Genomic DNA, 21725 nt, shown 5'->3' on the forward strand with positions numbered 1-21725 from the left:
TGGCCCACCGGGCCGGAGTGGTCGGCGCGGTGGGCGGGAACCCTCACCGTGGACCTCGCGGACCGTGGTCCACGCCATGTTGGGGATCGCGGCGCTGTACAGCGTGCTTCCCCTGGTGTGGCTGGTCACCTCCTCGACGAAGTCGCTCGGGGACTTCTCCACGACCTCGGCGTTCGAATTCGCGGACTGGAACCTCCCCGCGAATCTGCGGGCCCTGTTCTCCGAGGCGGACGGTGTGTTCCTGGCCTGGGCGCGCAATTCCGTGTTGTACGCGGGTGTCGGTGCCGTGCTGGGGGCGTTGATCTGCACCGCGTGCGGCTACGCGGTCGCCAAGTTGGATTTCCCGGGGCGGCGCACGCTGTTCGCGGTGACCCTGACCGGGGTGCTGGTGCCCACCACGGCCCTGGCGCTGCCGCTGTACCTGATGGCCTCCGAGTTCCGGCTGGTCGACACGTTCTGGGCCGTGTTCCTGCCGTTGCTGACCAATCCGTTCGGCGTGTACCTGGCGCGGGTCTACGCCGAGGCCGCGGTGCCGGACGAGGTGCTCGAGGCCGCGCGCATCGACGGTTCGGGAGAGCTGAAGACGTTCTTCAGGGTGGCGCTGCCCATGATGCGCCCCGGGTTCGTGACCATCATCCTCTTCCAGTTCGTGCAGATCTGGAACAATTTCTTCCTTCCGCTGGTGATGTTGACCGATCCCAGGCTCTTTCCGCTCAGTCTGGGGCTGTATCAGTGGAGCACTCGAGTGTCCCAGTTCCCGCAGTACAACCCCCTGGTGATCACGGGGTCACTGCTCGCCGTGTTCCCGATCATCGTCGCGTTCTTGGTGCTGCAACGACAATGGCGGTCCGGCTTGACCGCGGGGAGTGTGAAATGAGTTCGGAGCGCCCGGAAGCGCTGCTGGTGATGGACCGGAAAACCCTGCTCGCCCAGTTCGGCGACCAGGAGATGGATCGCTTGCGTGAACTGGCCTCGCTGGGAGATCCCGTCAGCAGTGCGGAACTGAGCTCCGCCGGGGTGCGTCGGCGGTTGGCCGAAGTGGAGGTGCTGATCACCTCCTGGGGGTGCCCCCCGCTGGACGCGGACGTCATGGCGGCGGCTCCCGAGCTGAGAGCGGTGCTGCACGCGGCGGGCAGTGTGCGGGGGCACGTCGGCGAGGAGGTCTTCGACCGGGAGGTGCTGGTCACGACCGCCGCCGATGTCAACGCGGAGCCGGTGGCGCGCTACACCCTCGCCGCGGTCCTCTGGTCGGGCAAGAAGGTTCCGTTCCTGCTCGGCCGTTCGCACTCCTGGGACGGTGACCGGCAGGTGCGCATGCGCGACGAGCAGACCGTCGTGGTGGTGGGCTTCTCGCGGGTCGGCAGGCGCGTGGTCCACTTGCTCCGGGAATTCGACTCGAACAGGATCCTGGTGGTCGATCCCGTGGCCGACCCCGCGGAGATCACCGCGGCCGGTGCGCTACCGGCGACGTTGGAGCAGGCGCTGCCGCAGGCCGACGTGCTGAGCCTGCACGCGCCGCTGCTGCCGCGGACCCGGGGGATGATCGGTGAGCCCGAATTGGAGGCGCTTCCGCCCGGTGCCGTGCTCATCAACACGGCCCGGGGCGCCCTGGTGGACACCGCCGCCCTGGAGCGGGCGTGTCGTGCTCGGGACATCTACGCGATTCTCGATGTCACCGATCCGGAGCCGTTGCCCGCCGATTCCGCGTTGCACGGTTTGTCCAACGTGGTTCTGACCCCGCACGTGGCGGGATCCCTCGGTGAGGAGACCCGGCGCATGAGCGCGGCGGCCCTGGACGAGCTGCATCGCTACGTCTCGGGGCTTCCGCCCAGGGCCCCCGTGACGCGGCGGAGTCTGGAGGTGCAGGCGTGACACCGGTGGAGAACCGTGAGCTGAGCCCGTACACGGGCTGGACGCGGCAGCACTGGGCGAGCACGGCCGACGGGCTGCTGCACGCGGTCCAGCGGTACCGGTCCCCGCTGGGGGCGCGTTTCGACCTGCCGGGCCCGGTCAGCGCGAACGGGTCGAGTGCGGACGGTCTCGAGGGGTTCGCGCGCACGTTCCTGCTGCAGGGGTTCCGGGTGGTCGGTGAGCAGGGGCGTGATCCGACCGGTTTGCTGGAGCGGTACGCCGAGGGGCTCGCCGCGGGCACGGATCCGGCTTCGCCGGAACGCTGGCCCCGGCCGGACGAGTTGGGGCAGGCCAAGGTCGAGGCTGCCTCGATCGCGCTGATCCTGCGGATCACGCGGCGGTGGTTGTGGGACGAGCTCGACGATCGCGTGCGCCTGCGGGTCGTCGACTGGTTGTCCACTGTGGTCGGACAATCGTATCCGCCCATCAACTGGGTGTGGTTCCGCGTCATCGTGGAGTCCTTCCTGCGTGAGGTGGGCGGGCCCTGGTCCGCCGCCGACATCGAGGAGGACCTCGCCGTGCACGCCTCGCTGCGGCGCGGCGACGGCTGGTACAGCGACGGGCGGGAGCGGGCCTTCGACCACTACGTCGGCTGGGCGCTGCACCTGTACCCGATGCTGTGGACGCAGTGGTTCGACGTCGTCGGCTCGCTGTGCACGGCCGAGACCTACAGCACGTGGTCCGCCGACCTGACCCGCTGTCTGGACGATCTCGTCCATCTCGTGGGGGCCGACGGTTCACCGCTGCTGCAGGGGCGCAGCCTGATCTACCGCTTCGCCGCCGCGGCACCGTTCTGGGTCGGTGCCATCACCGGGCACGGAGGACAGCCTCCCGGGCTGGTGCGCCGGGTGTGCAGCGGTGTCCTGCGGCATTTCACGGACCACGGCGTTCCCGACTCGGACGGTTTGCTGAATCTGGGCTGGCACGGCTCCTGGCCGGGGATGCGGCAGGCCTACTCCGGTGCGGGGTCGCCGTACTGGGCGAGCAAGGGGATGCTCGGGCTGGCCCTGCCCGCGCACCATCCAGTCTGGAACGCGGTCGAAGAACCGCTGCCCAGCGAGAGTTCCGACCACGGTCGGGTGGTGGCCGCGCCGGGGTGGTTGGTCTCGCACCGCCGCGCGGACGGTGTCGCGATCGTGCTCAACCACGGCACCGATCACGCCGAGCCCGGTGAGCGCAGAGCCGATTCCGCGCTGTACGCCAGGATCGGCTACTCCACGGCGACGTCGCCCCCGCTCACCGGAGCCACCGTCGTCGACCCCGTGGACAACACGGTGGCGATCGTCTCCGCGGACGGCAACGCGACGCACCGGACCGGGTTCGAGCGGCTGTACGCGCGCGAAGCGGCGGGCGACGTCCTGACGGCGGCCACCCGAGGCCGGGCCTGCTGGATCGATGCGCACGACGACGAGACGGCCGACCACGGGTACGGCAGGCACGGACCGGTCGTCGAGGGGCCGGTGCTGACGGTCGCCTCGGTGCTGCGCGCCGGAGCGGAGGTGCGGTTGGTCCGGGTGGACGCCGCAGGCTCGGACGCGCTCGCTCCGGGCTGTTTCGTCCGGATGGGCGGCTGGCCGGTCGCCTCCGACAGCGAACCCGCGGCTCGGGACGGTACGCGGCGTGCGCGGGTGTCGTTCGAGAGCTCCGAACTGCGTTCGCTGGTGTCCGGCATTCGTGGTTTCACCGGCGGCGGGCTCGCAGCGGACTTCGGCACGAGTCCGCTCGGTGCGTGGACGGCCATCCCGTGGCTGGCCACCGACGGTGTTCCGGTGGGCGAGGTGCTGGCCGGAGGCGTCCTCCTCGACCGAGGGGGAGCGCCACCGGCGGATCCCACCGTACTGGCGCGCCCCGACGGGGAAGGCGGACACGACGTGACAGTGGAATGGCCCGACGGGATGAGCACCACGGTCGAGCTGCCCGGAGTTCCGTGAACCGGCTTTCGCCGGGCGCCACCGGGCGACGGAGAACAGCGGTCGCGGGGAGCGGGGTGGCGTGCCCGAACGGTCCGGTCCCCTCCGGGGCCGGTGACGTCTCGGGACAGGGGTTCGTCCCACCGAGCGGGCACGCTGGCCCGTCCCAACCGAACAGGAGTTGTCGTGTCATACGGACCGTCTTCGGCGAGCTGGTTCACCGGGACCCGGTGGGAGGGGCGAATCGCCTACGGCGCCGATTACAACCCGGACCAGTGGCCGCGTCACGTCTGGGACGAGGACGTGCGGCTCATGAACGAGGCCGGGGTGAACATCGTGTCGCTCGGAATATTCTCCTGGGCCCGCATCGAACCCGAGCCGGGAGTCCACGATCTCGGGTGGCTGGACGAGGTCATGGACCTGCTGCACGAGCACGGGATCGCGGTGGACCTGGCCACGGCAACGGCCTCGCCACCTCCGTGGATGGCCGCCCGCCACCCGGAGATCTTGCCGGTGGACCGGCGGGGGCGGACCCTGTGGCCGGGCGGGCGCCAGCACTGGCGGCCCACCTCCCCGGTGTTCCGGGACTACGCGCTGCGACTCGTCCGGACGCTCGCCGAGCGGTACCGCGATCACCCGGCCCTGGTCGCCTGGCACGTTTCCAACGAGCTCGGTTGCCACAACGTCCACGACCACTCCGATGACGCCGCCCGTGCCTTCCGGAGCTGGCTGCGCTCCCGCTACGGAAGCGTGGAGCGACTCAACGAGGTGTGGGCGACGGACTTCTGGTCGCAGCGTTACGGCGACTGGGAGGAGATTCTGCCGCCGCGGCTGGCCGCGGCGTTCCCGAACTCGACTCAGCAGCTCGACTTCCGACGTTTTTGCTCGGACTCGCTCAAGGAACACCTTCGAGCAGAGCGGGACGTGCTGCGCTCGGTCACCCCGGCGGTTCCGGTGACGACCAATTTCATCGGCTCTCTGATCAGCGGTAATCTCGGTGTTCAGGTTGGACAGGAGTCGATCCCGAGTGTTGTTCGGTGACCGTCCGAGACAGGGACTCACAAACAACACTGCTAGTGTGTGAAGTATGGGCAGGATGCAGGTGAAGCGGGCGTACAAGTACCGCTTCTATCCCACCGAGCAGCAGCGGCAGGAGCTGTTGCGTACGTTCGGCTGCGTCCGCAAGGTCTACAACCTCGCTCTCGACGCGCGGACCCGCGCGTGGTTCACCGAACAGCGCCGTGTGAACTACACCGAGACGTCGAAACTACTCACCGAGTGGAAACGCTCGGACGAGTTCTCCTACCTGGGCGAGGTGTCGTCGGTGCCGCTGCAACAAACCCTGCGACACCTGCAAACGGCATTTACGAACTTCTTCGACAAGCGCGCGAAGTACCCGACGTTCAAATCGCGTAAGATGTCGCGCCAGTCTGCGGAGTATACCCGCTCAGCGTTCACGTTCGGCGATGGCCGGTTAAGGCTGGCCAAGATGCACGATCCGCTGAACATCGTGTGGTCCCGCCCCCTACCGGATGGAGCGGAGCCGTCCACGGTCACCGTCTCCCGCGACGCGGCCGACCGATGGTTCGTGTCCATTCTGGTCGAAACCAGCACCGACCACCACGAGCCCACGGACAATACGGTGGGCGTGGACGTCGGGGTGGACTCGCTGGCGACTCTGTCCACAGGAGAGAAGGTCACCAACCCGAAACACGAGCGCCGCGACCGGCGGCGCCTGGCGAAAGCCCAACGGGAACTCGCCCGCAAGCAGAAAGGCTCGAACAACCGGGCCAAGGCTCGCCGCGACGTGGCCCGTGTGTACGCACGGATCACCGACCGGCGTCGTGACCACCTGCACAAGGTCACTACCCGACTCGTCCGTGACAACCAAACGGTCGTGCTCGAAGACCTTCAGGTGCGCACCATGCTGCGCAACGGCAAGCTCGCGCGGGCAGTCTCGGATGCTGCCTGGGCACAGTTCCGCACGATGTTGGAATACAAAGCCGCCTGGTACGGCCGAGAGGCGATCGCGGTCGACCGCTGGTTCCCCTCCAGCAAGACGTGTTCCGCCTGCGGCGGACTCGCTGAGTCGATGCCGCTGCACATCCGCACGTGGATATGCAACGGGTGTGGCACCACGCACGACCGCGACGTCAACGCCGCCCAGAACATCAAGGCCGCCGGGCTGGCGGTGTCGGCCTGGGGAGCCGGTGTCAGACCTCAACGGGAGTCCTCCCGGACGGGGCAGCCGGCTAGGAAGCAGGAACCTTCCGGCGCGAGCCGGAAGGAAATCCCCGCCCTCCGGGGCGGGGAGTAGTCAAGGTCATGGGCAACGCCAGGGGGATGAACTACGCGGACTGGGCGGGTGAGGTCGACTTCGCGTCCAACGACCACTACCTGAATCCGGGGCCGCGGGCGCTGGACGAGTTGTCCTTCTCGGCCGGCCTGACCGGCGGGATCGCGGGGGGAAGACCCTGGTTCCTCATGGAGCACGCCACCGGCGCGGTCAACTGGCGTCCGGTGAACAAGCCCAAGAAGCCGGGCGAACTGAGCCGCGACTCGCTGGTCCACGTCGCGCACGGTGCCGACGCTGTGTGCTTCTTCCAGTGGCGGCAGTCCCGCGCGGGGGCGGAGAAGTACCACTCGGCGATGCTTCCGCACGCGGGGGAGGACACCGAAACGTTCCGCGCGGTCAAGGAGCTCGGCGGGGTCCTCGATGGACTCTCCACCGTGGTGGGCTCGTCCCGAGCTCGGGCGCGGGTCGCCGTGCTGTTCGACTGGGAGTCGTGGTGGACCAGCGAGCTCGACTCGCTTCCCACGTGCCGGCTGGACTACCGGAGGGAGGCCCTGGACTGGTACTCGGCTCTGGTCGAGCTGGGCATCGTGGTCGACGTGGTCCCCGCCGAGGTCCCCCTCGACCGCTACGAGGTGGTCATCGCCCCGGTGCTGCACGTAGTGCCGAACGAGTCGTCCGAGCGGTTGCACCGGTTCGTCGAGGCCGGTGGGCATCTCGTGACCACGTACTTCTCCGGCACGGTCGACGAGCACGACCACGTCCGGCTCGGTGGCTACCCCGGGGCGCTGCGTGAGCTGCTGGGCATCCGCATCGAGGAGTTCGGTCCCCTGTTCGAGGTGGAATCTGTGGAGCTCGACGACGGTTCGACCGGCACGCTCTGGACCGACCGGATCGAGCTCACCGGAGAGGCCGTCGAGGTGCTCGCCTCCTACCGGACCGGCGACTACGCGGGGCGTCCGGCGATCACGCGCAATCCGCGGGGGAGCGGTTCGGCCTCCTACGTGTCCACCCGGTTGGAGGCGGAGGGCCTGGAGCGCGTGCTGCGCACTGTCCTCGCGAGGGCGGGTGTGGTCAGCGAGCTTCCCGAACAGCTGCGGGGACGAGTGCAGCTGGTGGTGCGGCACGGCGCGCAGCGCCGGTACTGGTTCCTGATCAACCGGACGGAGCAGGACGTGGAGCTGGCCGGGGTGGCGGGAACGGAGATCGCCCGGAGTGCGCGTGCCCAGCAGCGCGGTGCCGCGTCCGTGGTCCCGGCCAGGGGAGTGGTCGTGCTGGAGAAACCCCGGTAGCGACCGCGCGGCCCGCACCCGGTCGCAGCCCCGACCACCTCGCACGCGCTGCGGCGTGTGCGTCGAACGGAGAGTAGGACACCGATGGCGAAAAAACTTCCCGCAAGCGTTTCCCGGCTGATCCCGTCCTGTCTGGCACTGCTACTCGGCGTCTCGTTGCTCGCGCCGACCGCGGTTTCCGCCGAGACCGATGAGGCGTCCTGGCTCGACGGCAACGCGACGACGATCGCCGGTGTGCGACTGGACTCGCTCAAGACCGAGGCGCTCATCGACGAGGACGTGGGCACGGTGGTGCTGCCCGTCGAGCCCGGCACGGAGTTGCGCAAGCTGCGGCCGGAGTTCGACATCGCCGAGCGTTCGACGATTCGTCCCGGCAATGGCAGTACCCAGGACTTCACCAGTCCGGTGGAGTACGAGGTGCGCAGCAGGGCCCACGAGTCCCGGACCTGGACGGTGCGGGCGGTGGAGATGAACAGTCCCAGCCTGCCCGGCTACAACGCCGACCCGAACATCGTGCGTTTCGGCGACACCTACTACATCTACGCCACCACGGACGGTTACCCGGGGTGGGGCAGCGACTCGTTCAAGACCTGGTCGAGCACGAACCTGGTCGACTGGACCGAGCACGACACGATCCTCGACCTCGGTACGGACGTCTCCTGGGCCGACGAGCGAGCCTGGGCGCCGGCGGCGATCGAGAAGAACGGCAAGTACTACTTCTACTTCACCGCCGACACCAGGATCGGTGTCGCCGTGGCGGACAGTCCCACCGGGCCGTTCGTCGATTCGGGTGAGCCGCTGGTCTCGGTGAATCCGCACGGCGGGCAGGCCATCGATCCGGCCGTGTTCACCGACGAGGACGGTCAGTCCTATCTGTACTGGGGCAACGGGCACGCCTACGTGGTGCCGCTGAACGACGACATGGTCTCGTTCGACCGCTCCGAGGTCAAGCACCTGACCGGGCTGGACGGCTTCCGCGAGGGACTGTTCATGCACGAGCGCGCCGGTACCTACTACTTGAGCTGGTCCATCGGCGACACCCGCAGTGAGGACTACCGCGTCGGGTACGCGACCGGCAGCAGCCCCATGATGGAGGACATGCGCAATCGGGGTGAGATCCTCACCAAGCGGCCGTCGCTGGGAATCTACGGCACCGGGCATCACTCGACGGTGCGGGATCCCGAGACCGGCGAGTGGTTCATCGCCTACCACCGCCACGCGATCCCGGACGGGGACGGCACCCACCGTGAGGTCACCATCGACCGGCTGCGCTACGCCGAGGACGGCACCATTCGCCCGGTCGAGCCCACGCTTTCCGGCGTAGATCCCGTCTGAGCATCGCGCGGTCGGCTGAACGGGCTCCGGGCACCGGACTGCTGAGAGGGGTGGAAGTCCCGCCGACCGCAGGCGTGGCGCGCTGCGGTCGGCGGGAGGCAAGGGGGCTCAGCCGAGCCGGAAGTCGGCGACGTGCACGGGTGAGGGGGTCGTTCCCGCCGACGCCTCCTGGTACAGCACGGACAGCACACCGTCGGCCGCCAGCCGGGAGGTGTCCACGTTGACCTCGCCGAAGGCGTTCATGCCGGGGCGGTCGAACACCACGGTCCAGTCGGTCCAGTCGCTGGCCGCGCTGGCTGCCACGATCCTGCCCTTCGGCATGACGAGGTAGGCGTTGTCGTCCTGGTCGAAGACCAGCTGGGTCCGCTGGGTGGAGTCCGGCGGGACGGGGACCTCGCGCTTGGTCCAGTCGCCGTCGTCACCGCGGACGAGGTGGAACGTGCGGCCGTGTTCGGCGCGCTGCTCGGAGTAGTCCGTCACGCACCGGGTGAACCGGCCGGGCACGTAGCTGATCACCGCGTGCGGCGTGTCGGTGGAGTCGACCGCCTGGCTTTCCTGGTTCATGAGCCCGTGATCGGGCCCGAGCGGGTCGGCCACGATCCCCGGGGAGTCGACGGCCACCGGGTCCCGGCCGGTGACGCCGACGGTCTCCCCGGCACCGTTGTGCCAGGTCCGGCCCTGGTCGTCGCTGTAGACGTAGCCGGTGTCGTGGTTGGCCAGTCCGCCCGGGTCGCACAGCACCGACCGGTCGCCCTCGCGCCACGTGAAGGCCGCGTGCAGCCGCCCGTTGTCGTCGTAGGTCAACCCGTGCAGGTACATGTTGCGGGTGTTCGACACCGCGCCGTTCGGGGCGGTCCACGCTCCGGTCGCCGAGGTCCAGCCTCCGAGCTTGTCCCAGGTGCCGTTGGCGTACTCGGCCAGTTCGTTGACGCCGTTGCCCGAGCCTCCGGTGCGGTAGCTGAACTGGAGCTTGCCCTGCGGGGTGACGACGAATCGCGGGTAGGTCATCGACCCGAGCCGTTCGTCGCCCAGCGTGCGCCGGACCTCGCCGAACACCTCGGAGGTCCAGGGGTGGGCGGCGGGCCGGGAGGCCAGCCCTTCGGTGGACCCGACGTAGTGGATCCGGCTGTTGTGCGTGTCCATCGCGACGTGCAGGCGCCCGTCGACGGGAGAGATCCCGAGGGAGATGACGTTGTGCGAGTCGTCGACGCTGAGCTCGTGCGGCAACGTCACGGTCTGCCACCCGCCGTTGCCGTGCAACGGCCTGCGGCCCACGACGGCGTTGCGGCTGTCCGTGTACCAGGCGGCGTACTGGTAGCCGGCGTGGGTGCGGACGGCGTCCTGCTGGAACGAGTTGTTGTTGACGATTCCGTCGTAGGAGACGAAGTACAGCGCGGACCGGTCGAGCACCGTGTCCGACAGCAGGGTCGCGTCGGGATCGGCGTTTCCGGGGTTCTGGGCGAAGTCCGGCGGATCGGCCGCGGCGTTGGTGGGCATCACGAGCGCGGCGGTGATCAGCAGGGTCGCGAGTACGGCTCTGCGCATGTCAGACGGACCTTTCCGGCAGTGCTGAGTGCGGTAACTCGGGTGCGGCTTCCCAGAGCGTGCGCATGCGGCCTCCTGTCTTGAAACGTTTTAGAATGTGCTGAAGTTAAGTGAGTCACAGCGTCCCGTCAAGAGGTGTTGGCGCCGCGTGGAGATGGCTCCACTGTTCCGACAGGTCGCCGCGTGGGGTTGTTTCGCCGCCCGCGTCGCGTCTCCCGCGACGCTCGCTGTAAAACGTTTTACCGATTCGGTTTCGCAGTCGTCGGACCCGCTGGGAGTTCGTGTGCCGCCGTGCTTCCTTCCTCGGTCGCCCGGGTGGTGCGACGGCAGTGTCGTGGCGTCGGAGTGGATCGACTCCGGACGAGCGAGCTGGGGCGGTTTCGTTTCTGATCGATTGTGATCGTTTAGTTGCGATTGTGTTGACTCGGAACTGTGTCACGCGGTGAAGTGACTGTCGTCACTCGGACGCGGAAGGAGTGGAAGGTCCGTCATGGACGAAGCGAGGTGTCCACAGTTTCCGGACTTTTCCCGGTCCGCCGAGCGTTCCTGTGAACCGGCCTCCCGGCAACAGATCACCGGCCTGATCAGCACAGTCCCGGACATCACCGACCTTGGGGAAAACATGACTCCGTTACTCGCCAAGCGCTCCCCCGAGCGGGGGCGTTCCACCGGCTCCGCTCGGGAGCGTCGCCGTCGCCGTGTTCTGGCGGCCACGCTCTCCGCGTTTCTCGCCGTGCCGTTCTCCGCGCTGTCGTACACCTCGGCGACCGCGGCGGAGCGCCCCGCGGAGCAGTCCGCGGGGCAGGCGGTGGGACGGGCCCACTCGGCCGCCGATTTCCAGGGGGTGAACTGGGCCAGGCCCGAGGACAACTTCGTCGACGGCCCCGTCGTTCCCGAGGGGTTGAACGTCTCCGACGACTACGCGACCGTCAAGGCCAAGGCGAGTGCCGTCTACGAGGAGTTCCGGGAGACGAGCGGGGCCAACACCGTTCGACTGCCGATCAACACTCATTCCGTTCCCGGCACGGAGTGGGGTGACGCCTACGCCGGGGCCGTCGACGCCGCGACGGAGAACGGTTTCAAGGTGATCCTGTCCTACTGGGAGGACGGGGCGTCCTCGGACGGCCGGATCGCCGACACGGAGGCCTTCAACGCGATGTGGGACGCGGTCGCCTCCCGCTGGCGGTTCGACGGCCGGGTCCACTTCGAGCCGATGAACGAACCCCACGGCTACAGCGCCGCCGAGTGGGCCGACGTCGCCGCCCAGTGGATCGCCGACCGCCCGTGGGTTCCCAGGAAGCGGATCTTCGTCAGCGGGCACGGCTACAACGGTGACGTCACCTCCGTGTGCCACGACAGCCGTCTCGCCGGGACGTACCTGTCGCTGCACCTGTACGCGTTCCAGTTCGACTCGATGAGCTACGACGAGTGGCGGGAGCTGTTCGACTCCCGGATCGGTGAGTGCGGTTCCCGCACCGTGCTGGACGAGTTCGGCGCTCCGATGGACGACGGCAGGAACTACGGAGAGGCCGGCAGCGCGGACAACTTCGTCCGCTACATCCGCGCGGCCACCGACGCCGTCCGTTCCCACGACATGGGTGCGGTCTACTGGCCGGCCCTCGGCGGCAAGCACACCTACCGGCCCGACTACGACTGGTACTCCCTCTACGCCCTGGAGGGCAGCGGCACCGACCTGTCGTTGCGCGTGCGCAACGACAGCATGATCGACCGGCTTCGCCACGCCTGGGACGGCGCGGGCCACGCGGCTCCCGCGGCTCCCGCGGCAGGCGAGCACCGGTCCTCGGTTCCGGTGGGCCGGTGACGAGCTGTCGAGCACGGAGAGCGGGGCGCCCGACGGAGCCCGTGCCGGGGGCGTTCCGCGCTCCGTCTCGCCGTCTCACCCGGTCCCGCCGAACAGCACTGGTCCGGCGGGGCCACGGAGTTCCACAGTGGAAGGAGTGGTCATGTCCCCGGCAGCACGGCGCGGATCACGGAGAAGGGGCGCGCGCGGTCTCTGGTTGCTGGTGGCGGTCGCGTGCCTGAGCCTCGGCGCCACGGTGCTCGTGGTCCCGCCTGCGCAGGCGGATCCCGTCACCGTCCGGAACGGCACGCAGTTCACCGCTCCGAACGGCGAGCCGGTGCACGCGCACGGCGGAGGCGTCATCGAGGTCGACGGCTACTACTACTGGTTCGGGGAGAACCGCGCCGCGGACGACTCCTTCCGGCACGTCTCCGCGTACCGCTCGACCGATCTGAAGCACTGGCGGTTCCGCAACCACGTGCTGAGCGCCTCCTCCGCGCCGGAGCTGGGCAGCGCCAACATCGAGCGACCGAAGGTGATGTACGACGAGTCGACCGGCCGATTCGTAATGTGGATGCACAAGGAGAACGACCAGGACTACAGCCAGGCCCGGGCGGCCGTGGCCGTCTCCGACACCGTCGACGGGGACTACAGCTGGCAGGGCAGCTCCCGGCCGCTGGGGAACATGTCCCGCGACATCACGGTCTTCGTCGACGACGACGGCACCGGATACATGGCCTCGGCCGCCAACGAGAACCTGGATCTGCACATCTACCGGCTCACCGAGGACTACACGGCGGTGGAGAGCCTGGTGGCCAACCCGTGGCCCGGGGGTCACCGCGAGGCCCCGGCCCTCTTCAAGCGCGACGGCGTCTACTTCATGCTCACGTCCGGGGCCACGGGCTGGGATCCCAATCAGCAGCAGTACGCCACCTCGACCAGCCTCGACGGCGGCTGGAGCGGGATGCGGGACGTGGGCGACTCCACCGCCTACGGGTCCCAGACCGCCTGGGTGCTGCCGATTCAGGGCACCGGGGCCACCTCCTACCTCTACCTCGGTGACCGCTGGGCGGGATCCTGGGGCGGGCCGGTCAACGACTCGCGCTACGTGTGGCTGCCGCTGCGGTTCCCCGACGACCGCACCATCCGGATGGACTGGGCGCCGGAACTGACCGTCGACACCGCGGCGGGCACCGTCGGAACGAGCGGTGGGCCCTACGAGACCCTGACCGCCCGGCACTCCGGCAAGTGCGTGGACGTCCCCGCGCGTGCTCAGCTCGCGGGCGAGCAGCTGGCGCAGTACCCCTGCAACGGCGGCGGCAACCAGCGGTTCTGGCTGGAGGACGTCGGTGGTGACTACGTCCGGCTGGCCACCCGGCACAGTTCGATGTGCCTGGCCGTGGAGGGGGCGTCCACAGGCGACGGTGCGGCCGTGGTCCAGCAGCGGTGCGGTTCCGGGCAGGAGCAGCAGTGGCGGGTGAGTGACTCCGGTGACGATTCCGTCACCTTCACCGCCCGGCACTCCGGCAAGTGCCTGGACGTGGCCGACGAGTCCACTGCCGACGGTGCCCGTCTCATCCAGTACACCTGCTCCGGTGCCGCCTGGCAGCGGTTCCGGCGCGCCGCTGTGTGAGTGTGGTGCGGTGCTCCCGGCCGGCGCGGACCGGCTGTCCGGGATCGCACGGCCGGTTCGGTCCCGCGCGTTGCTCGCGCGCCTGCGGGCGCTGTCCGGGAATGAGTGAGGTGAGGGCTCCATGAGTTGGAAGTTCGCGGTGAGCACGCTCGGAATGCCGGGCACACCGGTGCGGGAGGCCGCGCGGGTCGCTCGTGAGCACGGTTGTCACGGTGTGGAGCTGCGGGTGCACCCGGACGAGGAGGTTCGGCTGGGGATGACGCCCCGGGAAGTCGGGGACACGCGCAGGCTGATCGAGGGCGAAGGGCTCGAGGTGGCGTGCCTGGCGGGCTACGTCGAGGTGTGCGCTCCGGGCCCGGACGGACCTCCGATCGCGGAGCTGCGTTCCCTCGTCGAGCTGGCCGGGTTGATCGGTGCGCCCGCGGTGCGGGTCTTCCCGGGCGGGGAGTCCGGTGCGGACGGTCCCGCTCGGGAGCGGATCGGGGCCGTGCTGCCCGATCTGGAGCAGCGGGGTGTCACGTTGCTCGTCGAGACCCACGACTCGCACCCCACGGGCGGGCTCGCGCGCCGGTTGGTGGAGCCGTTCGGTGCGCCCGAGGCCGTGGCCGTGCTGTGGGACGCGCTGCACCCGTGGCGGACGGGCGAGCCCCCGGCGGAGACACGGGAGCTGCTGGGCGACTACCTCGGTTATTTCCAGCTCAAGGACGCGCGGAGGGCGGATTCCTGGACACCGGTCCCACCGGGCGAGGGGGATGTCCCGCTCGCCGAGTGCGGGCGCTTGTTGCAGTCGTGGGCGGGGTGGATCTCGCTGGAGTGGGAACGTGCCTGGTATCCGGCCATCGATCCCGTGCCGGTGCCGCTGCGCGCCGCTGCCGACTGGTTCGAGCGGTGGCGGCGCGCGGGGTGAGTCGTGCGGGGGAACGCGCGCGGTGTGGCGGCTCGGGGTGCTCGCTCGATGCGCCTCCGAAGGGGTCCGTGTCGTGGTGCGGGCCGAGCGGGGCCTCCCCGTGAGCTGTATTTATTTCAGTGTTTGAAATAAAGCGTACGCTGTTGGCATGGGGAGTTGGCGGAGTTCGCCGCAGCGGCGAGCCTGGAGGCCGTACATCGAGGCGAGCCTGCTGTTGGAGACCCGGCTCGACGAGGACCTGCGCGCGGCCGCCGGGCTGAGCTTGCGGGACTACAACGTGCTGCTGGTGCTGTCGGAGGGGCCGGAGCACCGGCTGCGGATGGGGGACCTGGCAGCGCGCATGGTGTTCTCGCCGAGCCGGCTGACCTATCAGATCAAGGCGATGGAGCGACGCGGTTGGGTGCTGCGGCAGCCCTCGCGGGAGGACAAGCGGGTCAACTACGCGGTGCTGACCGCGAGCGGCCTCGAAACGCTGCGCGCGGCCTACCGCCACCACGTCGGGACCGTGCAGCGGTTGTTCACCGATGACCTCGACGAGCACGAGCTGGAAGTGCTCACGAACGTGTTCTCCCGCCTGCGTGCTCGGCTGCACGAGTTCCCCGGGCAGTCGAGCGACGGAACTCCGCGTCCGGCGCTGACCGAGGCTCCGGGAGAGCAGGGAGGGTGAGGCCGGTGAGTCGCTTCGGCGACCGCCCCGCCCAGCGGGTCCGGAACCGCGTCCGTCCGGGAGCGCGGCGGTGGTGCTCTTCCCGCTGATTCGACGGTCTGCGTGTCCTGTGTCACCGGGTCGGTCGAAGCGGAATAGCGTTCTTCCCACTGCGGTTTCCCCAATAGTTAAAATTTGAATTAGTTGGGAGTTCGGCTATGCAGTTCGGGGTTTTCACGGTCGGGGACGTCACGCCGGATCCGACGACGGGGCGGACCCCCACCGAGGGGGAGCGGCTCCAGGCGATGGTGACCATCGCCCGCAAGGCCGAGGAGGTGGGCCTGGACGTGTTCGCCACCGGTGAGCACCACAACCCGCCGTTCGTGCCGTCCTCGCCGACGACGATGCTGGGCTACATCGCGGGGCTGACGGAACGGTTGATCCTGTCGACGGCGACGACGCTGATCACCACGAACGATCCGGTCAAGATCGCCGAGGACTTCGCGATGCTGCAGCACATGGCCGATGGCCGGGTCGATCTGATGCTGGGGCGGGGCAACCAGGGGCCGGTGTACCCGTGGTTCGGTCAGGACATCCGCCAGGGCATCCCGCTGTCGATCGAGAACTACCACCTGCTGCACCGGCTGTGGCGCGAGGACGTGGTGGACTGGCAGGGCCGGTTCCGCACGCCGTTGCAGGGGTTCACCTCCACCCCGCGCCCGCTGGACGGGGTGCCCCCGTTCGTGTGGCACGGCTCCATCCGCAGCCCCGAGATCGCCGAGCAGGCCGCCTACTACGGCAACGGGTTCTTCCACAACCACATCTTCTGGCCCAAGGAGCACACCCAGCGCATGGTCGAGCTCTACCGGCAGCGTTTCGAGCACTACGGGCACGGTTCGGCCGACCAGGCCGTCGTCGGGCTCGGGGGGCAGGTGTTCATGCGGCGCAACTCGCAGGACGCCGTCGCCGAGTTCCGCCCGTACTTCGACGACGCCCCGGTCTACGGGGGAGGGCCGTCACTGGAGCGGTTCATGGCCGACACCCCGTTGACGGTGGGCAGCCCGCAGCAGGTCATCGACCGCACGCTGTCCTTCCGGGACTACGTCGGTGACTACCAGCGTCAGCTGTTCCTGATCGACCACGCCGGGCTGCCGCTCAAGACCGTGCTGGAACAGCTCGACATGCTCGGCGAGGAAGTGGTTCCGGTGCTGCGCGAGGAGTTCGCCGCCCGCAAACCCGACCACGTGCCCGAGGCGCCCACCCACGAGTCCCGCCGGGCACAGCAGCAGAACACGGGAGGGAGTGCGGAATGACCAGCGTTCTCACGATCTCCGCGGGCCTGTCGCAGCCGTCCAGCACCCGGCTGCTGGCCGACCGGCTGTCCACGGCCGTTCGCGGTGAACAGGGCGAGGAGACCGCGGTCGACGTGGTCGAGCTCCGCGACCACGCCCACGACATCACCGACAACCTGCTCACCGGTTTCGCCAACCAGCGCCTGCGGCAGGTGCTCGAGCTGGTCGACGGGGCGGACGGGCTCGTGCTGACGAGTCCGGTGTTCACGGCCTCCTACAGCGGACTGTTCAAGTCCTTCGTGGACGTCGTCGATCCGGAGTCGGTGCGGTACAAGCCGGTGCTGCTCGCCGCGACCGGCGGCACCGAGCGGCACTCGCTGGTCCTCGAGCACGCGCTGCGTCCGCTGCTGTCCTACCTGCGTGCGCAGCCCGTGCCCACCGCCGTCTACGCCGCCAGTGCCGACTGGGGCAACGACACCGAGCTCAACCAGCGCATCACCCGCGCCGCTGGCGAACTCGCCACGGCGGTGCGGACCGAACCGGAACGTGTTAGGACGGATCCGTTCGACGATCCGGTACCGTTCGAGCAGCTCTTCCAGGACACCACGGCGCACTGAGGAAAAGCCATGGCTGAGGACTCCCCCGAGGTGGCGGTCTCCCGGGCGACTGACCGGGACCGCTACGAGATCACCGTCGACGGCAGGAAAGCGGGCCACGTCTCCTACCTCGACCGCGGCGGGCAGCGCGTCTTCTACCACACCGAGATCGACGAGGAGTTCGGCGGGCGTGGGCTGGGCAGCAGCCTCATCGGGCGGGCCCTGGCCGACACCGGGGCGGCCGGTCTCCGCATCGTGCCGGTGTGCCCGTTCGTGGCGAGATACCTCGAGCGCCATCACGAGGTCGACGACCTCGTGGACGCGGTCACCCCGGACGTGATGGCCGCGGTGCGCGAACGGAGCGGGTGAGTCGGCGTCGGAACGAATCCTCGTCGACGGGCGGAGTCCGTGGGGCGGTTTTCGGGGAGTGCGACACCAGATTCAGCGCGTGCGCGTGGCCGGGGAACGGCGTCAGCGCTGCTCCGGCCCTGCGCTCACCTCGCGCTGCTGGCCAGTGTGACGGCTGCTTTCGCGGTCGGATCGAGGACCTGCTTCGGCACGTTGCCGTCGCGGGATTCGGTTTCGGCGAGGAAGACGGTGGTGCGTCGGCGCTTCGAATCGTAGTGGTAGCCGCTGAATCGCACCGTCGGCAGAACGGGGCGGATGTCTCCGCTGCCGTGTTCGTCGATCAGATCGCGAAAGCTTCTGGCGCCGCTGACGGAACGCATCCGGACGCGGGACACGAGAACCGAGATCGTCCCACCGCCGTACTCCACGGGGAACTGGAAACGTCGTAGATCTCGGCACGACCTGTGGACGAGGAGGTTCCGCACTTGTCCGTAGGTGGCTGTCACGCATTCGAGGGCGTTATCGGTGACACGACGGCCCAGGCGCAGTCCGAGTCGTTTCCAGGCGCGGCGGGGATTGCCGTGTTTGATGTCCCGACGTGCTTTCGGGAGGTTCTTCCCGATGCTGCGCACCGTGGCCGCGTCTACGGTGGACATCGATCCCGCAGTGGTTCCCGAACCGCCGAGTGTCACGCCGCCGGTGCCTCCGCCTGCCGCCCACATGGCCAGTGCCAGCCCTCCTGCGACGATCGCGGTGGTGCCCTTTCCGCCCCCGCTCCCGCGCAGCGGGTACTTCGTGCCGTCCGGTCGGGTGCGAATCGGTGGTGTCATCACTTCCTCCTTTTGGTCGGAAAGAGTTTGTGACAGTCACCTGACGTGTTGGGACGGAAAACACCGATTTCACTCGTTTGAGTGAGTGGCTCTCGATCTCCGATTTCGTCGGTTTCCGCGCGATTCCCCACGGGGCGGGGCGACTGCTGCGGGGACGGTGACGTCCTCGCGGGATCAACCACGTGCCGTCGCCTTCCGGTCGGGCGGGGCGAAGCAGGCACCACCCGGCGGCGCGTGGTCGTGGGGCGTTCGACGAGCGCTGCGTTCGGGTGCTCGACTCGGCAGGGTGCTGGATCGTGCCCTGCGCGGCGGTGGCGAAGCAGCGGCCGCTTGCGGCACGTCCGCGGTACAACCGGCCGGACCGGTCCGCCACGCACCGAACGGTGGATCACCGGTCCTCGCTCGGTTCCATCGCGTACGGGGGGGCGATCATGCTCAGTCCACCGTCCACCACCAGTGTCTGGCCGGTGATGTATTCGGCGCCGGGTGAGAGCAGGAACATCACGGTCTCGGCGACTTCCTCCGGGAGACCGAACCGTTCTTTGGGGATACGCCCTTTCAGTGCCTCGTGATCTCCTATTCCTGTCGTGTTCAGGAAGTGGTTGAGCGAGTCGGTTCGAACGAGTCCGCCGTTCACGGCGTTGACATTGATGCCGTGTGGGGCGAACTCGGATGCCATGTAGCGGACCCACGCCTCGATGGCTGCTTTCGCCTGACCGAGCACGGCGTAGTTCTGATAAGCTCGCATGCTTCCGTAGCTGGTCATGGCGATGATGCGACCGCTGGTTGCTTCCGAGAGCAGGGGAAGGGCTCGTTGAGCGGAGAGGACGAAGGAGCGGACGTTCGTCGCGTAGGAGCGCTCGAGGTGGTGGGGTTTCACGTCCACTACTCGTTGAAAGCTCGAGGCCGCTGCGTTGGCGACGAGGATGTCCAGTCTTCCGCAGCGTCGAGTTACGAAGTCGAAGAGCGAATCGATGTCGGTGGGGACTTCGAGGTCGGCGGCTACGGCGAAAGCCCGTCCTCCGTTCCGCTCCACATCCTGCACCACTCGTTTGGCCGCGTCTTCGCTGTGCTTGTAAGTGAGCACCACAGTCGCTCCGGCCGTTCCGAGGGTGAGTGCGATCTCACGTCCTATGCCACGCGAGCCACCCGTGATGAGCGCTACCTTTTCAGTGAAGTTCTCGCGGGTGGCCACGGAGTGTTTCCCGAATGTCATCGTCAGCCCCCTTCCTCGAAAAAATCCACTTGCTACCACGTGACGACCGCGGCACCGGCCGTCATTCCGCCTCCCACGGAAGCGAGCAGAAACTTCTCGCTCGGCGCGAAACCACGACGTTGCCGATCGGCGCTCATCGTCAAGGGGATGGACGCACTGGCCGTGTTCCCGAACCGGGGAGCGGTAAGAGCGACATGGCTCCGGTCCACTCCCAATGCTTCCGCGAGCCGCCGTACCATGATCGCGTTTCCCTGATGGAGGAATACCCGGTCGATGTCCTCGGGGTTCAGCGCCGCTTCCGCGAGAGCCGACTCGACGACCTGCGGCAGATTCGCCAGGCTCCACTCCATCACCGCGCGGCCGTCCATCTCGAAGCGGGTCTCGGGGGAGCCCTTGCTGCCGTCAGCGGGTTGTCGACAGCCTCCACCCGGTACTTTGACGAGTTCGGACGCGTGCCCATCGGTAATCAGGGAGACACCCATGATGCCGTGGTCATCGGGAACACGCGTGAGCAGTACCGCGCTCGCGCCGTCACCGAACAGGGACACCGTTCGCGGATCGCTGGCGTTCATGATCGACGAGTACTTGTCGGCGCCTGCCACGACGACCGCTGTCCAGTCATGGTGCGTCGCGAGCAGGGAGCGCCCGAGGTCGAGCGCGTAGAGGAATCCCGAGCAGACCGCGTTGACATCGAAGGCGGGGACGGGGCGCCCGAACCCCACCAGCTCCTGGACCATCGCCGCGGTCGCGGGTTGAGGTTGGTCGGGCGTTGACGTTGCCAGTATGAGCGCGTCGACGGGGCACTCCGTGCGGTCCAGCAGAGGTTTGACCGCGCCTGCCGCGAGAGCGGAGGTGTTTTCGCTCGCCGGAGCGTATCGCCGCTCGTGAATGCCGGTGCGGTCGACTATCCACTGCTCGTCGACTCCGCTCCAGTGCGCGATCACATCATTGTCGATGATGTTCGAGGGTACGTATCCGGCGACGTCTCGTATTCCGATGTTCATACCAGCTCCCTCGTATTCTCTGCCGTCCGCGCTACGAGTTCGGTGGCGTTTCCGAGTGGTCCTGTTCTCCGTCCGATGGGGCGACTTTCTCCTCTCCTCACTGCTTCACGCCTTACCGCGGCGAAACCGCTCTCGTGCGGGGCGGTGACGTCCGAGACGGTCTTTTCGATGAGATTCACCTTCAGGAGGACACCCAACTGGACACGGAAGTCACGTGGCCGCCCAGCTTCTGTCCGGTCGAGTACGGAACCTATACGGTGCGGTTGACATGTCGCTGACTCAGCGCTGACGCGAGTAGTGCGGCCACGAGCGAAGCCGGTGCCGAAATGCCAGTGGTGAGGGGGCGCCTGCGTCGCCTGCTACTGCCCGCGTGGGGAAGTGAGCACGTAGGGGTCTCTTGTCGCCGGTCTCCCGTCCGAACCGGTCGCGCCCGAAGTCGCCGGGGCACAACGTCAACATCGCCGGTGGTCTGCCAGGGCTGACCACGGGTTACGGGCCCAGTCACCAGGCCACGGAGGACGTCGCGGTTCTGCGTGCGCTGCCCGGCCTGACCATCGTGGACCCGGGCGGCTCGGTCGACACCGAGCAGGCAGTTCCGGTCATGGCCGCCGACTCGGGGCCCACGTACTTGCGGCTGCTGCGCGGCAGGCTCCCCCCGGTGCTCGACGAGTACGACTACCGGTTCGAGCTGGGCAAGGCCAAGCGGCTGCGCGACGGCGGGGACGCGGTGCTGGTCAGCAGCGGGTTGATGACGATGCGGGCCCTCGAGGCCGCCGAGGAGCTGAGCGAGCACAACGTGGACGTCGCGGTGGTGCACCGCTCGACGGTCAAACCGCTCGACGAGGCGACGCTGCTGCACGAGGCAGACTCCGATCGGCTGCTGGTCACCCTGGAGAACCATTCGCTCGTGGGTGGTCTCGCCGAACCGGTGGCCAGCGCGCTGGTCAGGAACAACGCGGCCAGGGTCTGGTGCCGATCGGGCTGCCGGACGAGTTCCTCGAAGCCGGTGCGCTGCCGACGCCGCACGAGCACTACGGCTTGTCGACGGATCGGGTGGTTCGCCGTGTGCTCGACGGGCTGGGCTAGATCGAAAGGGCGACGTTCGTCCGCTCGACCCGTGGCCGTCCGCCCACGGGCGAGCCGTTCCGGTGGAGCCGGTCGTCGCG

The 21725-nt window shown here is 68.4% G+C and carries 16 protein-coding genes and 3 pseudogenes; 15 read left to right on the forward strand and 4 right to left on the reverse strand.

The annotated features are described in order from the left end of the window. Positions 1–76 precede the first annotated feature (76 nt). From FHR84_RS03680 to FHR84_RS03710, 7 genes and pseudogenes are all read left to right on the forward strand, one after another. Positions 77–877 carry an ABC transporter permease subunit gene (locus FHR84_RS03680; RefSeq protein WP_179534402.1) on the forward strand — a complete coding sequence of 267 codons (801 nt, stop codon included), beginning with the start codon at positions 77–79 and terminating at the stop codon, positions 875–877. Next, entirely contained in the window at positions 874–1872 is a 999-nt protein-coding gene (locus FHR84_RS03685; RefSeq protein ID WP_179533980.1) for a hydroxyacid dehydrogenase, read from the forward strand. The genes FHR84_RS03680 and FHR84_RS03685 overlap by 4 nt, the downstream gene beginning before the upstream one ends. Next, a complete protein-coding gene (locus tag FHR84_RS03690; protein WP_179533981.1) occupies positions 1869–3842 on the forward strand; it encodes a DUF2264 domain-containing protein in 1974 nt (657 codons plus the stop codon). Before FHR84_RS03685 ends, FHR84_RS03690 begins: the two co-directional genes overlap by 4 nt. 165 nt (positions 3843–4007) lie before the next feature. Continuing rightward, positions 4008–4793 (forward strand): annotated as a pseudogene (locus FHR84_RS03695) (beta-galactosidase); the annotation flags it as partial. 115 nt (positions 4794–4908) lie between these two features. Next, entirely contained in the window at positions 4909–6138 is a 1230-nt protein-coding gene (locus tag FHR84_RS03700) for an RNA-guided endonuclease InsQ/TnpB family protein (RefSeq protein ID WP_179533982.1), read from the forward strand. A gap of 5 nt (positions 6139–6143) precedes the next feature. After that, positions 6144–7406, forward strand: a pseudogene (locus FHR84_RS03705) (beta-galactosidase); the annotation flags it as partial. Between the two features lie 84 nt (positions 7407–7490). Next, entirely contained in the window at positions 7491–8741 is a 1251-nt protein-coding gene (locus FHR84_RS03710; RefSeq protein ID WP_179533983.1) for a family 43 glycosylhydrolase, read from the forward strand. A gap of 108 nt (positions 8742–8849) precedes the next feature. On the opposite strand, the gene FHR84_RS03715 is transcribed toward FHR84_RS03710, so the two are convergent. Continuing rightward, positions 8850–10286, reverse strand: coding sequence for a BNR repeat-containing protein (locus FHR84_RS03715; RefSeq protein WP_179533984.1), 1437 nt, complete (start codon positions 10284–10286; stop codon positions 8850–8852). 622 nt (positions 10287–10908) lie between these two features. Here FHR84_RS03715 and FHR84_RS03720 point away from each other — a divergent pair. The 7 genes from FHR84_RS03720 (at position 10909) to FHR84_RS03750 (ending at position 17530) form a co-directional block, all read left to right on the forward strand. Further along, complete coding sequence (locus FHR84_RS03720) at positions 10909–12108, forward strand: glycoside hydrolase family 5 protein (protein ID WP_179533985.1); 1200 nt, start codon at positions 10909–10911, stop codon at positions 12106–12108. Between the two features lie 142 nt (positions 12109–12250). Then, positions 12251–13720: an RICIN domain-containing protein gene (locus tag FHR84_RS03725; protein ID WP_246300110.1), complete on the forward strand. Its 1470-nt coding sequence runs from the start codon at positions 12251–12253 to the stop codon at positions 13718–13720. A gap of 121 nt (positions 13721–13841) precedes the next feature. Beyond that, positions 13842–14627 carry a sugar phosphate isomerase/epimerase family protein gene (locus FHR84_RS03730; protein ID WP_179533986.1) on the forward strand — a complete coding sequence of 262 codons (786 nt, stop codon included), beginning with the start codon at positions 13842–13844 and terminating at the stop codon, positions 14625–14627. A 148-nt stretch (positions 14628–14775) separates the two neighbouring features. Next, a complete protein-coding gene (locus tag FHR84_RS03735; protein ID WP_179533987.1) occupies positions 14776–15294 on the forward strand; it encodes a MarR family winged helix-turn-helix transcriptional regulator in 519 nt (172 codons plus the stop codon). Positions 15295–15491: 197 nt separating this feature from the next. After that, positions 15492–16586, forward strand: coding sequence for an LLM class flavin-dependent oxidoreductase (locus FHR84_RS03740; RefSeq protein ID WP_179533988.1), 1095 nt, complete (start codon positions 15492–15494; stop codon positions 16584–16586). Beyond that, positions 16583–17182 (forward strand): FMN reductase, encoded by a 600-nt coding sequence (locus FHR84_RS03745; protein ID WP_179533989.1) that lies wholly within the window; start codon positions 16583–16585, stop codon positions 17180–17182. Before FHR84_RS03740 ends, FHR84_RS03745 begins: the two co-directional genes overlap by 4 nt. A gap of 9 nt (positions 17183–17191) precedes the next feature. Further along, the gene (locus FHR84_RS03750) at positions 17192–17530 is read left to right on the forward strand and encodes a GNAT family N-acetyltransferase (RefSeq protein ID WP_179533990.1); all 339 of its coding nucleotides are present in this window, start codon (positions 17192–17194) and stop codon (positions 17528–17530) included. Positions 17531–17655: 125 nt separating this feature from the next. On the opposite strand, the gene FHR84_RS03755 is transcribed toward FHR84_RS03750, so the two are convergent. From FHR84_RS03755 to FHR84_RS03765, 3 genes are all read right to left on the reverse strand, one after another. Further along, positions 17656–18339, reverse strand: a complete 684-nt coding sequence (locus FHR84_RS03755) for a hypothetical protein (RefSeq protein WP_179533991.1) — start codon at positions 18337–18339, stop codon at positions 17656–17658. A 388-nt stretch (positions 18340–18727) separates the two neighbouring features. Then, entirely contained in the window at positions 18728–19555 is an 828-nt protein-coding gene (locus FHR84_RS03760; RefSeq protein ID WP_179533992.1) for an SDR family oxidoreductase, read from the reverse strand. 32 nt (positions 19556–19587) lie between these two features. Then, positions 19588–20559, reverse strand: a complete 972-nt coding sequence (locus FHR84_RS03765; RefSeq protein WP_179533993.1) for a 3-oxoacyl-ACP synthase III family protein — start codon at positions 20557–20559, stop codon at positions 19588–19590. Positions 20560–20998: 439 nt separating this feature from the next. Between FHR84_RS03765 and FHR84_RS03770 the strand changes: the two are divergent. Next, positions 20999–21645 (forward strand): annotated as a pseudogene (locus FHR84_RS03770) (transketolase family protein); the annotation flags it as partial. Positions 21646–21725 lie beyond the last annotated feature (80 nt).

Origin of the sequence: Actinopolyspora biskrensis, assembly GCF_013408175.1 — a bacterium.
Lineage (GTDB): Bacteria > Actinomycetota > Actinomycetes > Mycobacteriales > Pseudonocardiaceae > Actinopolyspora > Actinopolyspora biskrensis.

What these genes read in the sequence shown, in the direction of transcription:
- FHR84_RS03735 (WP_179533987.1), top strand. Translation starts at nt 14,776, where the DNA reads ATGGGGAGTTGGCGGAGTTCGCCGCAGCGGCGAGCCTGGAGGCCGTAC.
- FHR84_RS03700 (WP_179533982.1), top strand. Translation starts at nt 4,909, where the DNA reads ATGGGCAGGATGCAGGTGAAGCGGGCGTACAAGTACCGCTTCTATCCC.
- FHR84_RS03750 (WP_179533990.1), top strand. Translation starts at nt 17,192, where the DNA reads ATGGCTGAGGACTCCCCCGAGGTGGCGGTCTCCCGGGCGACTGACCGG.
- FHR84_RS03740 (WP_179533988.1), top strand. Translation starts at nt 15,492, where the DNA reads ATGCAGTTCGGGGTTTTCACGGTCGGGGACGTCACGCCGGATCCGACG.
- FHR84_RS03760 (WP_179533992.1), bottom strand. Translation starts at nt 19,555, where the DNA reads ATGACATTCGGGAAACACTCCGTGGCCACCCGCGAGAACTTCACTGAA.
- FHR84_RS03765 (WP_179533993.1), bottom strand. Translation starts at nt 20,559, where the DNA reads ATGAACATCGGAATACGAGACGTCGCCGGATACGTACCCTCGAACATC.
- FHR84_RS03710 (WP_179533983.1), top strand. Translation starts at nt 7,491, where the DNA reads ATGGCGAAAAAACTTCCCGCAAGCGTTTCCCGGCTGATCCCGTCCTGT.
- FHR84_RS03680 (WP_179534402.1), top strand. Translation starts at nt 77, where the DNA reads ATGTTGGGGATCGCGGCGCTGTACAGCGTGCTTCCCCTGGTGTGGCTG.
- FHR84_RS03755 (WP_179533991.1), bottom strand. Translation starts at nt 18,339, where the DNA reads ATGACACCACCGATTCGCACCCGACCGGACGGCACGAAGTACCCGCTG.
- FHR84_RS03725 (WP_246300110.1), top strand. Translation starts at nt 12,251, where the DNA reads ATGTCCCCGGCAGCACGGCGCGGATCACGGAGAAGGGGCGCGCGCGGT.
- FHR84_RS03720 (WP_179533985.1), top strand. Translation starts at nt 10,909, where the DNA reads ATGACTCCGTTACTCGCCAAGCGCTCCCCCGAGCGGGGGCGTTCCACC.
- FHR84_RS03685 (WP_179533980.1), top strand. Translation starts at nt 874, where the DNA reads ATGAGTTCGGAGCGCCCGGAAGCGCTGCTGGTGATGGACCGGAAAACC.
- FHR84_RS03730 (WP_179533986.1), top strand. Translation starts at nt 13,842, where the DNA reads ATGAGTTGGAAGTTCGCGGTGAGCACGCTCGGAATGCCGGGCACACCG.
- FHR84_RS03745 (WP_179533989.1), top strand. Translation starts at nt 16,583, where the DNA reads ATGACCAGCGTTCTCACGATCTCCGCGGGCCTGTCGCAGCCGTCCAGC.
- FHR84_RS03715 (WP_179533984.1), bottom strand. Translation starts at nt 10,286, where the DNA reads ATGCGCAGAGCCGTACTCGCGACCCTGCTGATCACCGCCGCGCTCGTG.